This window comes from Mucilaginibacter sp. PAMC 26640 (genome assembly GCA_001596135.1).
GTDB lineage: Bacteria > Bacteroidota > Bacteroidia > Sphingobacteriales > Sphingobacteriaceae > Mucilaginibacter.
Window position 1 is genome coordinate 56,058 of record CP014773.1, and the last position, 12,754, is coordinate 68,811.

Here is a 12,754-nt window from a genome sequence, read left to right on the forward strand (position 1 = left end):
TCTTATGCTTCGAGAGATTGTACAACTCATTGCTAAAGCGCAAACAAGTGCCGCGGAAGGCACCTTGTTTTGCCACGGCCTGTTGATCGATGACGAGGCAAAGAGATGCATTGAATTTCTTGAAGAACAGGCGATTATTGAAAATACCAATTATGAGAGCAAACTTGGTCAAACGATCAGTCTTGAACTTTCGCTGCCCAAATTAAACGCAGTTGGTTATTATCATCAAAAAGCCGATCTCATCCGTAAACATAAATATACTTACCCGCCTGATCTATTTTATATTGGGGAGTTAAATCAATTCAGCGATGCAGCCAGTGTGCCTTTTTATACTGGTTTTGCTCTCATTCAGCATTTCATTAGTACAATCAAATCCATTGCAAAACATAGCTATATGGATGTTGGTACTGAATATACGCTGATTACTAATGACGACAAAGCGGTATTACTGCCGCTAAACTACGGCGTTTATCAGATCGACGGCCTTTCAAGCCAAAACATTGACCACATCCGGTTAGTTATTGCCGTTTTCGAAGACAGTAACACAGAAAAAAAGTTTCTCTTTATCAATGAACTGATCGACTACCTCTCTGCGGTGACAGAAACCGTACGTTTTGATACTTTGATCCGTAATGTTTCTGATTTTACTGATAAGTGCAATAATGCTTACCAGTATTATCTGCGTGACTTTTCTTATAACAAACTCAAAATCGAACTCGATTCAAAAGCACTGGAGTTTACCCAAAAAATTCAAGGCGTCATTAACGACTCCCAAACCAAATTGGTGACGATTCCCACTGCTTTTGTTTTAGTATTTGCAGCGTTCGACTACGCTGACCTTACCTCGGTGAAAAATGTTATCTCGATCATTAGCTTATTTATTTTTGCCGTTTTGATACAGGTCTTTTTAAACAACCAGTATAGCTCGCTCAATTTTACCGCCGCCAACGTAGCTGCTTACAAAGAAACCTTCTCGCAAAGTAATATCGACAAATTCACAGAAAAGTTCTCTTTGGTAGACAATGAACTGGAAAAACAAAGAGGTAGACTTTGCTTAATTACCTGGTTGCTTTGGGCAATCCCAATTGGTCTGTTGCTGACATGGATAGTGTTATTAATTAATCATCATCCCACCCCCAGATAATCTCTAAAAGCATATGATAAAGTGCGGATGATTTGTACTAATATATTTCCTCTTTTGGAAAGTAAAAAGCTTAAGGTACACGGTTCATTTGCTACACAATTACAACGTTATGTAGCAGAATCCGTAGCTGCTGAATTATACAGGTTGGGGATAAGCTCATACAGCCGATTATCTACTGCCGGTCGGATGGTAGGAAGGAACTACTTGCGGGCATAAAAACTTAATATAACAGACTAGCAACAGCCTGCAAGTTTATCTTGATAACTCCGTTACAGTTCAGATTAAAAAAGATTGATAAAGCGAAATGCGAAGAAAGTTGTTTGTCTTTGGAGGTAAACTTGCTGGGTTTAGCAATCCAGTATAAGACCTAGTTGACTATACTGGCAGCTGCTATTGGTAGCTGCACTCCAAGACCTCGGCAATGGTTCTTTGGGGGCCAACCTGCCTAGTTCAACGCAGCAAATCAGTTCATTTCGAACAGTAGATAACTATTTATTATCTAATAGTCGATTAAGTAAAAAGGAGCCTGATCCGAGGCTCCTTTATCGCTTGTTAAACGCTGATTTTACGCTTGCTTACTTGCTTTTTTGCAGGAGCATCCTCCTTTTGCTGCTCGCCTTGCTTTTTACTGGTTGTTTGCTTCTGTTCAGGTTTTAACAATTCCTCGCGTTTGATCTTTTTCATTTGGTGGTCGTAGAGATCAACGGTTTTGAATTGCGGACTGGCGGCAATAAAATACTTTTTGTCTTCGCCGTTGCGCTCTACAGTGACCTGCTGGGCGTTGCCCTTTTTAAGGGAACGGAACAAGTTCTCAGTTCCTTCAGGGGTATTCAGCTCTTTAATGCCTTTGTCCTTGAGTACAGCATTCAGATCAAAGCCGTAGTTTTCATTGAAGCGCTTGATCTCTTTATTGCCGTTTTGCGTTTGGTTACCGTTATCGAGTTGCAACCAGGCATGGTAGCCTTCACCTTCTTTGGTATATAACTGTTTGTAAACGGCACGGCCTTCCATCAGGTTAAAGGCTTCTTTCGCGGTAACGCCATTGCCTTTATTGATATAGAATGTTTGGCTTTCTTCGTTCTCTTTACCTTTTTTCAGGGTAGAATCAAACTTGTTGAAGAAGTAGTTATCCAGGTTTTCGCCGCCTTTAAAGTGGAGTGTATAGTCCACCTTCTGCTGGTTAAACTCATGCTTGGCAGCCAGGGTAAACTCCGGAATTTTTTTGTTGATGTTCTTCTCTAAATCTGCGTTTACCTGTTCACCGAATCCAAGGTTCAACAAGGCTTTCTTTAAGAATTCTAAATTTTGCGTGTTCATGTTATTGAAATTTAATTGATTGAAAAAATTGATCTGTTTAGGATTGTCTTTGGCTTAGCAGGCCATAGCCGATTCATTATTAACCGTACATGGTACCGCCATGCTGCTGGGTAGTTGCTGGGCCAGCTGTTTAGCCAGGACCTGGCAAGCCATTTCTTTGGAAACATCCGCGTCAAATGCCCGGTAACTAATGTTCATCGTTCCTTGTTGATAAATGGCAGTATCATAATGGTGTAGCACTACCGGCGCTTTAGGCGCATTACGGTATAGAAAAAACCAGCAGTCAAGCACCAGTCCTTTAAAGCATTCCCGGCGTTAAATAGAGCACAGTGACCGGTCACTAACACCTTCCCGCAGGCGGTCTACCAGCTGTATTTATTTGTTGATCTTTAGCAGGACCGGGTATTGGTCGCTGAGCTTCACTTTTATTTTCTTGATCTTTTTGCTGAATAACCCTTTAGCAGCATTGACGCCGCCAGCCGCCGCCTGTGCGCCAAGGCTTTGATCCATACTTAGGAATTGCATACTCTGAATAGCATTGTCTGCACCGGAAGAAGCTGCATTACCCAATTCCGCCTCCGGGGCTGGGATGCCTGGCATGCCGTCGAGGCTGAACACCGTAAGATTGACCGGAATGATCTGTTTATCCAACCGAATATTTTGAACGATCAGTAACAGGCGCTGGTTGGAGACCTGACACACACCAAATAGCTCATGGCCTTTGGGCAGGAATTGATTTTTGAGGGTAACACTGTCGGTTAATTTTAATCGAACAGCTGCGCCGTCCTTAACTTTTTGCTTGCCGTCCACAATCGCTGGGATCGCCCGAAAAGCACTTTCGCTTTCTTTTTTTTGAGTGGCTTGGGCTTTAGCGATCTCTGGATTTTGGATAGCCTGGATCTTGGTCAGCATATTGGTCAATTGTCGCATCTCCGGATCTTCGCCGCTGGAGGATTTCATAGATCGCATCATTTTATGCAGTTTTTTAACCTCCGGGTCAGGGCCCTGGCTGGAATAGCTTGCCGTTTGCGGCTCGTTAAGTTGCCGGTTGAGCTGGGCCAGTTTTTCCTGGATCTTTGCGGACTGCTGATCGGCGTCAGTTACCGGCGCTATTAATTGGGCTACTTTGTTAGCCGTGTCGGTTTGTGCTATGGATTTCGGATCAAAGCCCATAGCCTGTACAAAGCTTTTACTGACCCCATCTTTGGTGACGGAAGTGTCTTTACCTGCTGATTGGTAAATATCCATCTTATCCTTTTGCTTTTTATCCGTGAACTGAGCCGATGGAAGTGCCATATCAATGCCGTGGTCGGCAATGGGAGTTGCTGATCTTCCTGCGTCTTTACCGCCACCCAGCGCCCAGAATGCCATCGTCAGGAACGGCAGGATCAATAAAGGTACCGCCAGGTAAAACTTGCGTTTCTTCAAGAACGCTTCGGTGTGTACCGGGGTAAGCCCGGTTTGCTGTTGATTTTCCATAATGAAATTATTTTAGGGTTATAGAATCTGTTTGCTGTAGTGGTTTCGGCTTTTCAGAAGGCGAACCGATATGGGTTGGCGGGTAATTTCTGCCGGGATCACTCATCGCCAATTTACCATAAGGCGCGATCAGGCAAACGATCAAGCCAGCGACTGTTAGGATGCAGAATACCGCCAGCAACCATTGTTGCTGTTTTTTTGAAAGATGGTTGATCCATTTGTTCAACACGGTAGCGAGCCCTGACTGCCAAATAATGATCTTAGAGGCAATTACATCGGCTAACGCATCCTTGACCGGGTCTGGTTTTTGCTGTGTTCCTGGACATGACTATTGATTTTGAATGGTGGTGTCACGATTAGCCATGATCTGCCAATGCTGGATCAGGAAGCCGTGAGGATTGTTGTCTGTCTGTAATTGAATATCCCTCACCTCGCCCTGGGTAACCAGTTTACGGTAAACGGTACCGCTGGATCGCACCAGTTTCTCGGTAGCATAGCAGGTAAATAAATAAGGGAATTGCTTTCCTTCCAAAGCGGTGCTGTCCACCTTGATCTCCTGCGATATATTAGCAGATATCAGGTTATTATAATAGCCGGATTCCTGGAGGTTATCGTATTGTCTTTTGGCAGATTCATCAGCCAAATAAAGTGCCTTGGATATATTGGCGTGTATAGCTTTATCGTCAGGGCTGAGGTCGAAGAAGTACTGATGAAAGGTTTTGATGTGATCACGTAATTCCACCGGTAAGTTACTGCTGCGGTCAGACGCCACGGCTTCTAATACTTTTCCATTATACAGGATATGAACACGGCTTTGCGCCTGGTTGATCACCTGATTGCTTTTGTAAATGCAGAAACACATCGTGAGCACGTTGCCGATGATCAGGAAAATACTGAATTGCCTGATATGCTTGAAGGCGGTGTCGATATTTTTGAGATGAGTAAACATGATTTTTGATTTTAGGGTGTTCTATTTGCCAGCCAGCTTTTGCTCCTGGTAATTATTTGATTTTGTATTATCACTTGCGCTGTTATAGCCTTCTTTGAAATTTGCAGGTGCGTTGAATATGTTCGCAACACCCTGCTGCATCCGACCGGCCGCAGAAGAACCAACCTGCATCGTTGAACTGGAAGCAGAGCTGACCATGGTATTAACCTTTTGAAGCAAGCCATTGCCGCCACCGGCATTAACGATATAGTTTGCCACACTTGGTACGGTGAAATACCCGATGATGCCGATAATCAGGAAGATCAAATAGGCGGTATCCGTTGAACTGAAGAAAGTATCTCCGGCATTTTGGACCTGAGAGATATCCAGCTTCAGCATGTTCTCCTGTACTTTTCCAATGATGGACCCGAATATATTCCCAACCGGAAGCCAGAGAAAAACATTGATGTATTTAGCCAGCCAGGTGGTCAGCGTATGCTGAAAGCCGTCGAAGACAGACAGGCCTAAAACGATCGGTCCGAGTATGGCCAGTACGATCAGGTAAAAAGTGCGGATAGTGTTGATACATAATGCCGCTGCTTCGTAACAGACCTGCAGGATCTCTGACATCCATTGTTTAATGCTGTTTCTGAAATTATAGGATTGCTTATCCATCCAAAACTTCATGCCTTGGTCAACGCTATCAAATATGCCCGTGTTTCCGCTGCCATCCGTGTCAAGAGGATGCGTGTATTTATACCAGCGTTCCTGGTCACCACTACCGCTTTCACCCACATACATTTGCCATGTTTCCGTCTTTTTTACCGCGTCTTCTTTGGCTTTTAAAAGTTTGACAATAGCGGCATCCGAGTTTTTGACCATCCCACCGGTCGCGCTTACGGTCGGCGACATCACGCCGTTGATGACCGCGATCACCGTCGGGAAAAGCATTATGCAAAGCCCTAAGGCGAATGGCCTGAGCAGCGGGTAAAAGTCTATGGCCTCAGCACTGGCGATCTGACGGTAGACCCTTGCCGCAATATACCATAGCGCTCCGAACCCGGCTATCGCCTGGCCTACACCGATCATTTGAGAACACATTGGCAGCATATCATTGTATACGCTGTCCAGTGTCCCTTGCAGGCCGTGAATATCGGTCGCGAAACCCTGGGCCCTGGAAAATAAAGGGAAAAGCATCCCTGTTACCGCGAGTGTCGCGGTGGTTATCATCGTCTTTTTCATAAAATTGAATTAGTTAGTTAGACCATAGAGCTGCTTAAGTGTTCGCGTGTCAGCGATAGATTTGCTTCGCTGTAGCGAAAGGGAAATACCCTGGTTGTTGAATGACCGTATAAATTGGAATTTATCTAAACTGGCGGCATAAATGCGGTCAATGGCTTTGATCCGGTCAGCATCAGACATCCGCAGTTTACCAGCAGTAATAATACTGGTCAGTTCTTCGATATGATCCAAACATTCCGACACTAATTTGCTGTATACATTACCCATGTAATTGAGCTCGCTGGTGCTGAAACTTCCGCTTTGCCTGAATTGGCTGTAGTTTCTTTTGTATTCTTCAAGCAGGCTCGCCTGAATAGAAATGATCTCCGCTACGCGACTATACTGCCTGATGCCAGGGCTAACGGCCATCAGCCCGTTCAGGTAAACACTGTGCAGATCGAAGTTGCCTTTAGAGATTGACGATATGGCACCATACCCTTGCTGATAGATCTGGTATCCTGTTTTCATATCTGATAATATGCTTTTCATCTGGGTCAGTTTTTCTATGTTCAGGAGCAGCTGCTGCAGTTCCTGTCCCTGTGCCCGGCAAATGGTTGGCCTGAAGGCCAATAAACCAATAAGACTGAAAATGATGATGATGCCCCAATGCTTTGTCATAAATGCTACATTAATAGATACCATAGATTCGTTTGGAAACCAGCGCCTGGTCCTTTTCCTGCTGACGGCTCAATGCCAGTACCTTTACCTGAGATGCAAAACGCGAGGCAAACTGGTAATTGGCCTTCATGGAAGCATGGATCTTCGTGATCAATGCTAACCGGTCCGCATCACTCATTTGCATTTTATGGTCGCTGATGATATTTTGCAGGGTGTTCAATTGCTGGTCGCAATCTTTTAAAATGGCGTTTCCAACAACTGACAGGTAGTTTTGCTCTGCCGGGGTTATCCCGTTTACCTGCTTAATTTCACTCGTTCTCTTCAAAATATCCTGCTGCCAGGCCAGGATGTCTTTGACCATCGGGTTGTTTTTCACTACTGGATCGGCAGTGCTCAAGCGGTCATAATAAGTGGTATGCAATCCGTTCTCTGACTTCAGATAACCGGAAATAGACCCTAACCCATTCGTTGCAATTCCGTAGCCTTTTTTAAGGTATCCCGAATAAACCTGCAAGGCAGCGATCTGTTGCAACAGGTATTTCTTCTGCGTTTTTTTCTGGGAGAACCATTCCGAGAAAGTTTGCGCATGGGCATCAACAGCCATACCTGAGCTGATCGCGGTAAAGAGAGAGAATACTAACAACGACCTGGCCCGTTGCCGGATGCCGGCAGCCCGCGCCTGTATATCTTTAATTGATCCCATAAAGCAATTGTGTTATTTTGGTATCGCCCAGATCTTTGCTTCGTTGCAGGCTGAGCATTTGGTTTTGGGTATTGAAGCGATGCAGGTCACTGAAGTTCTCATCCAGGTGATTCCCTGCCTTATTGATCAGTTCCAGTCGTTGTTCATCGGTCATTTGGGTTTTGCCCGGGTTGACCACCAACAAGATCTGGTCGAGATTCTCTACGCTGGCGGAAAGTATCCCCGAATAAACTTTTTGCATTTCCGACAGTTCAGCAGGGTTAAAATGTTTGTCCTGTTTGAGCAAGCTCCAAGCCCGGTTGTATTCTGCGACCAGGGCAATTTGTTTTACAGTAAGGTCTTTGATCCGCTGGTAATAAGTGATGGTGGCTTTTACCTTCCAAAGTTCATCATAGTAGCCACTGTACAGTTGCCGCTGTTGGCTGGTCCAGTCAGAGATCTCGGTCAGTCTTAAACGAGACAATTGGTTTTCCAAAACTTTCTGGGCATTTTGCAGCCAGATAGTTTGGTTCTGCATGCGCTGTACTTTCAGGTCGATCGCTTTAATGACCTTGGTTACGGTCATCTTGATCACTTCGCCGACAACGAACTGAGCATTTGCTTTTTCCGCGTTGAATGAAACCAGCACAATGGCCAGGCTCACTGGTAATGTTACTTTTAAAATTTTCATAGCATCTCCCTTTCCGCTATTAGCAGATTAATTTTTAATGGGTGAGTAATCTTTACTTAATTTTCCGGTACGTACCACCAAACGATATTGTACCTGCATCCGTGTTCAAATAGATTTGCTTTCCAAATTCGGATTCGGAAAGAAGCTGTTTCTCCTTATCGAAGGTGGCGGTCCAGGTCGTCTGCCCGAATTTTTTTGGTAGTATCTTGCCTTTCCTGATTAAATGGTAGCCAGACCGTTTTTCGATGTGGTAAATGCCGGCGCTCAGGTTATACGCTTCGATGATCAGCGTATCGCTGAGAATAGTGAATTCGTTTTTCGAGTCGGCTACGTAGACGCCCGAAACGGCAGTATCCGTCCGGTTGTTACACGCGATCGCCGAAAATGCTGCGGCAATCAGGAACAAGATCTTTATCGTTTTCATAATTCTCCGTTTTAGTTATTACTCTTTTGATTTTTGTGGACCAGAGCTGAAATTCCCTTTTCAATACTGCCATGTTGCTCGGTATATTCCTGCACCTGTACCCGTTCTTTCCCCTCGGTCGTGTAGGCGTAATATTCTTCCGGCGAGAGTTCGTTCTTAAACACTTTCATGACCTGGCCACCCAGGTCAATGTAAATCTCCCGGTTATCTTTATTCACCGACAATACCTGCTGTTTTCCCTTGTCTGACATGCCCAGCGTGTCCTGTAGCTTATCGAACTTGTTCATGTACTTGCGCATATCCATAAGGATCTTGATATCAGCGTTGTTAATAATGGCGTCCTTGATGATCGGGGAACTGATCAAATCATCCAGTTCCTGGGTGACCACGTTTGGCACACCATTGAACTTGCGCATCGTTTTAAAGGCATACTGGATAAACCCGGCCATTCCGGAATTGGCAATCGCTTTCCAGGCTTCATCAATGGTTAACACTTTTCTTACCCCTTTGAGCTTGCGCATCTTGGAAAGGAACATTTCCATAATGATCAGCGTGACAACGGGAAATAAGATAGGATGATCCTTGATCGAATCCAGTTCTATGACCACGAAACGCTGATCCAGCAGGTTTAAATTTTCCGAAGCGTTAAGCAGGTAGTCAAATTCTCCTCCTTTGTAGTAGGGACGCAAAACATAGAGAAAGTTATCGATGTCAAAGTCTTTGTCCTTTACGCGCTGTTCCTTCAGAATTTGTACATAGTGGCCCTGCAGGTAGTCATAAAAGGAATTAAAGCCCGGGAATATTTGTTTATTCTTAGCCAAATGCTCATAGTAACCCTGGAGCGCGTTGGACAGCGCTACATATTCACTCCGCATAAAACTTTCATTTTCCTGTTTCCAAAGCGTAACTAATAAGGCTTTAAGGCTTTCCTTTTTCTCAGTATCCAGTAGCTGGCCTTCGGGGAGATAAAAAGGATTGAAACGGATCGGATTGCTTTCCTCATACGTGAAATAATAACCGCCCATCAGGTCACATAAACCCTTATAGCTGCCACCGATATCTACGGTCACGCAATGGGCTCCCTGATCATATAAAGACCTTAAGATATGGTTGACCGTCATTGATTTTCCGCCGCCCGAAGTCCCGCAGACCAGCATACCCATATTAGAGGTGATGCCTTTATTACGCGGCGAATCAAACAGGTCGACAAAGACGGGCTTACCGGTCAAGCGGTCACAAAATCGAATACCTGTAGGTGGCGGATCACTTCGATAATTACTTTCTAAGTTCAAAAAGCAGGTAGCCTGTTCCAAGAACGTATCGAAGGTATCGTTTACTGGGAAGTCTGACGCATTGCCGGGTATGCCGGCCCACCAGATCTGCGCCGCACCGTCAGATTCCTGCTTGCTGCTCGCACCGATCTGCGCCATGGCAGAACCCACCATGTTCCTGATGTCCTGTAAGCTTTCAGCTTTGTCGGTCCAGGCCAGGACATTGAAATGCGCTTTGACCGGTAACCGCTGCTGGCTGATCGCTTCGTTCAGGAAGTCATTGGTGGCATCCCTGCCGATCGCGTTTTCACGACTATAGGCAGACAGAGACTGAAGCCGCAATTTTTTAGCTTCTAGTTCTTTGATCGTTTTGCCGGTATCCCCAATGAAAAAGTACTGGTTATACATATGGTTGCAATCCAGCAGTAAGTTAAGCTGCGCGGCAAAACCTATCGGGAATTTGGTTTTATCCGTGCTGTACTTATCATAAGTGATCCGGCTGCCGCATAGAGCCGGCAGGTCTTCTGCGTCCCCAAGCGTAAATAACTGGGCATGCTGGTCTCCGATCTGAAGCCTGTCTTTCAAATGAATATCCTTAAGCATAGGCTGTTCGCCCGGTTTTTGCAAAAAGCAATATTGTTCCAGTAGTCCGGCTTTATTTGTTGTACCGGACAGTTCGTCATTTCCAAGCTTTCTAAGCTTGATCAATCCGCTATCGCACAGGATGCGCTCGAATTGCCCCGTCTTTTCCATAAATTCCGGCAAAGCCCTTTCATTGGTCGTTTGCTTCGGGGTAACACTTTTGCGCATAATACCTGAAAAGCCGCTGTTGGCCTGCTTACGGTCTTCTGCTTTTTTTGTCAGCATCAGGTAGCAGGTATGATCCAGGTACGGGCGGTCTTTAAAGTGCCGGTCAGCTGCCGTAGTCAAAAAGTTCACCGGCAGTCCCTGCGCACCCGCATAGCTATTGCGGATAAAAATATCCTGCTTATGCACAATGCTGTGCTTAGGAAGCACTTTGGCTGCCCTGACCCAGGACTGGTGATAGGTTTCATAATCCTCATCCGATAAGGTGAATATTTCAGGCAATGAAACTTCGTAGGCAACAGTCAGGTCACCGTGAACCGAGACCATGCAATCGTGCTCCACTTTGTAAATGGGGAAAACCTGTTCCGCTTTGGTGAATACTGGCATAACTACTTTTTTAATCGGATAAATAATTTACGTGAATTGAATTTCAGGTAGCCGGGCAGATAGCGGATCGCCGATCGCTTCATTAAACCATACTGCCCGTACTTATGACTCAGCCTGAATACCTGGTAAAAAAGCCCCCCACCTAAAATAAAGATCACCAGGATACAGATGTAGACAGGGAGGCCGGATATATACATGATCGCGAAAAAGACCAGTAGGCCAACCAATCCTCCGGCCAGGTAACCGATATACTGGGCTTTCAAGCCTTTGAACTCGATGGGTTTATTTATTCCTTTATTGATCTGATAAACTGGCATTACTTAATCCCCTTTCCTTTTTTATGCTGACGGTTGTTTTGCTGTAATCCGATCAGCTGTTCAGATAATACTTGTACTCTTTTTTCTTTGGGAATAAATGTCTCGTCCGCCATATTATAGTGCCGGGCCAGCCCGATAGGGTCTAATTCCGTTAATGGTGGAATCACAACAATTTCAACATGCGTAGGCCGGTCTGAGATGTGGGTAGCACCCGTATAGATGTTTTTATTATGCTTGTCGAAAAGAATGTGGGTAGGTGTCTCTTCCCAAAAATCATCCATTGATATTTTATTCCAGGGTTCGGCTGTTTCGCGGAATTCATAGATCCTGGCATCAACCGTGAAAAGCGTCCCTGCGATTGTGAACTCAGGTAATCTCCTGGCCATGTTTTTTGTATCTCTCATAACGGGATGCATTAAACTCCAAAGAATGATTTAAGTACGGTTGCCACGACTACCAGGAAGATGCAGCTGCCAAACCAACTGGATGCGACCTTACTGGTATCGTGCTCGCCGTCGTTCCATTTTTTAAAAACCTTGATCGCACCGACCAGGCCGACGATTGCCCCGATAGCATACATGAGATTAGTGCCGGTATCGAAATAGCTTTTTACTTGGCTGGTGGCCTGATTAATGCCCGCATTACCGTCCTGGGCCATCGCTGCCTGCAAGGAAATTAATATCAGGGTAATTGAGGCGCTGATCATTCTTACCGCGGCAACTGCACGGTATTTTGCTGATTTAAAAAGTGTAGTTTTCATAGCTGTTTTTTTTTAATTTTCGTCTGTCCAATAGTTTGTTAAGTCAGTTTCATTAAGGGAAAAAGGAAATTCCGGCGCACCCTCAGTCATAAGGAAGTCATTGATCTGCTGCTGATAAGGTGTGCCACGCAAGGCAGAATACTTTTGTACGATGAGCCGAAAAAGCATCTCAAAATTCTCTTTGCTTTCACTGGATTCATTGATGACCCGGATCAGCGTTTTTACTTCTGAAACCATCTCGGAGAAGTTTCCGATCAGTCGGCTGTTCGTTTCCAGCGGAACTATCTTTTCTGTTGCTTGGTCGTCGAAATCTTCAGCAGGGCCAAAGTTCAGTTCTTCCTGTTTGATAAATTCCACAGCCTCTGGCTGCGCTTTGCCCATGATGTCGTAATCAGGGATTTGCAGATCTCCATTACTGGTGGCTTTTAATGCCGGTTGCTTTCCGGTGAGTTTGTAGATCGCGGTTTGAAATTCCGATCGGTAAAAGGTCAACCCTACATACAGGTAGTAAAGAATAACTAATGTTATGATGCTGACCGCGTAGGTGAACCAGGAAATTTGGTGAAGCATAATATTCAAGTTTTATCGGCAGCCCCATTGCTACCGGCGACAGGACAAAATTCAGGAAAGAGCTCCCCGAAATGCTCC

16 protein-coding genes are annotated in these 12,754 nt (G+C 45.1%); 1 reads left to right on the forward strand and 15 read right to left on the reverse strand.

Going from position 1 to position 12,754, the window contains the following annotated elements; translation table 11 throughout:
• Positions 1 to 4 precede the first annotated feature (4 nt).
• Positions 5 to 1,144 carry a hypothetical protein gene (locus A0256_00275; GenBank protein AMR29960.1) on the forward strand — a complete coding sequence of 380 codons (1,140 nt, stop codon included), beginning with the start codon at positions 5 to 7 and terminating at the stop codon, positions 1,142 to 1,144.
• Positions 1,145 to 1,696: 552 nt separating this feature from the next.
• Here the strand turns inward: A0256_00275 and A0256_00280 are convergent.
• The 15 genes from A0256_00280 to A0256_00350 all read right to left on the reverse strand — a co-directional run bounded on the left by A0256_00280 (position 1,697) and on the right by A0256_00350 (position 12,685).
• Positions 1,697 to 2,461 carry a hypothetical protein gene (locus A0256_00280; GenBank protein AMR29961.1) on the reverse strand — a complete coding sequence of 255 codons (765 nt, stop codon included), beginning with the start codon at positions 2,459 to 2,461 and terminating at the stop codon, positions 1,697 to 1,699.
• 54 nt (positions 2,462 to 2,515) lie between these two features.
• The gene (locus A0256_00285) at positions 2,516 to 2,752 is read right to left on the reverse strand and encodes a hypothetical protein (GenBank protein ID AMR29962.1); all 237 of its coding nucleotides are present in this window, start codon (positions 2,750 to 2,752) and stop codon (positions 2,516 to 2,518) included.
• Positions 2,753 to 2,836: 84 nt separating this feature from the next.
• On the reverse strand, positions 2,837 to 3,940 hold the full coding sequence (locus tag A0256_00290) for a hypothetical protein (GenBank protein ID AMR29963.1): 1,104 nt from the start codon (positions 3,938 to 3,940) through the stop codon (positions 2,837 to 2,839).
• 7 nt (positions 3,941 to 3,947) lie between these two features.
• Positions 3,948 to 4,166, reverse strand: coding sequence for a hypothetical protein (locus A0256_00295; protein ID AMR29964.1), 219 nt, complete (start codon positions 4,164 to 4,166; stop codon positions 3,948 to 3,950).
• A gap of 102 nt (positions 4,167 to 4,268) precedes the next feature.
• On the reverse strand, positions 4,269 to 4,889 hold the full coding sequence (locus A0256_00300) for a conjugal transfer protein (GenBank protein ID AMR29965.1): 621 nt from the start codon (positions 4,887 to 4,889) through the stop codon (positions 4,269 to 4,271).
• Between the two features lie 21 nt (positions 4,890 to 4,910).
• Positions 4,911 to 6,110, reverse strand: a complete 1,200-nt coding sequence (locus A0256_00305; protein ID AMR29966.1) for a conjugal transfer protein TraJ — start codon at positions 6,108 to 6,110, stop codon at positions 4,911 to 4,913.
• Positions 6,111 to 6,119: 9 nt separating this feature from the next.
• The gene (locus A0256_00310; GenBank protein AMR34381.1) at positions 6,120 to 6,767 is read right to left on the reverse strand and encodes a hypothetical protein; all 648 of its coding nucleotides are present in this window, start codon (positions 6,765 to 6,767) and stop codon (positions 6,120 to 6,122) included.
• A gap of 10 nt (positions 6,768 to 6,777) precedes the next feature.
• Complete coding sequence (locus tag A0256_00315; GenBank protein AMR29967.1) at positions 6,778 to 7,470, reverse strand: hypothetical protein; 693 nt, start codon at positions 7,468 to 7,470, stop codon at positions 6,778 to 6,780.
• Positions 7,457 to 8,140, reverse strand: a complete 684-nt coding sequence (locus A0256_00320) for a conjugal transfer protein TraI (protein ID AMR29968.1) — start codon at positions 8,138 to 8,140, stop codon at positions 7,457 to 7,459. The genes A0256_00315 and A0256_00320 overlap by 14 nt, the downstream gene beginning before the upstream one ends.
• Positions 8,141 to 8,192: 52 nt before the next feature.
• Positions 8,193 to 8,564, reverse strand: coding sequence for a hypothetical protein (locus A0256_00325; GenBank protein AMR29969.1), 372 nt, complete (start codon positions 8,562 to 8,564; stop codon positions 8,193 to 8,195).
• Between the two features lie 11 nt (positions 8,565 to 8,575).
• On the reverse strand, positions 8,576 to 11,029 hold the full coding sequence (locus A0256_00330; GenBank protein AMR29970.1) for a conjugal transfer protein TraG: 2,454 nt from the start codon (positions 11,027 to 11,029) through the stop codon (positions 8,576 to 8,578).
• Between the two features lie 2 nt (positions 11,030 to 11,031).
• Entirely contained in the window at positions 11,032 to 11,346 is a 315-nt protein-coding gene (locus A0256_00335) for a hypothetical protein (GenBank protein AMR29971.1), read from the reverse strand.
• Positions 11,346 to 11,762 (reverse strand): hypothetical protein, encoded by a 417-nt coding sequence (locus tag A0256_00340; protein AMR29972.1) that lies wholly within the window; start codon positions 11,760 to 11,762, stop codon positions 11,346 to 11,348. Before A0256_00340 ends, A0256_00335 begins: the two co-directional genes overlap by 1 nt.
• Positions 11,762 to 12,106, reverse strand: coding sequence for a carbamoyl phosphate synthetase (locus tag A0256_00345; protein AMR29973.1), 345 nt, complete (start codon positions 12,104 to 12,106; stop codon positions 11,762 to 11,764). Before A0256_00345 ends, A0256_00340 begins: the two co-directional genes overlap by 1 nt.
• 12 nt (positions 12,107 to 12,118) lie before the next feature.
• Complete coding sequence (locus tag A0256_00350) at positions 12,119 to 12,685, reverse strand: hypothetical protein (protein ID AMR29974.1); 567 nt, start codon at positions 12,683 to 12,685, stop codon at positions 12,119 to 12,121.
• Between the last annotated feature and the right edge of the window lie 69 nt (positions 12,686 to 12,754).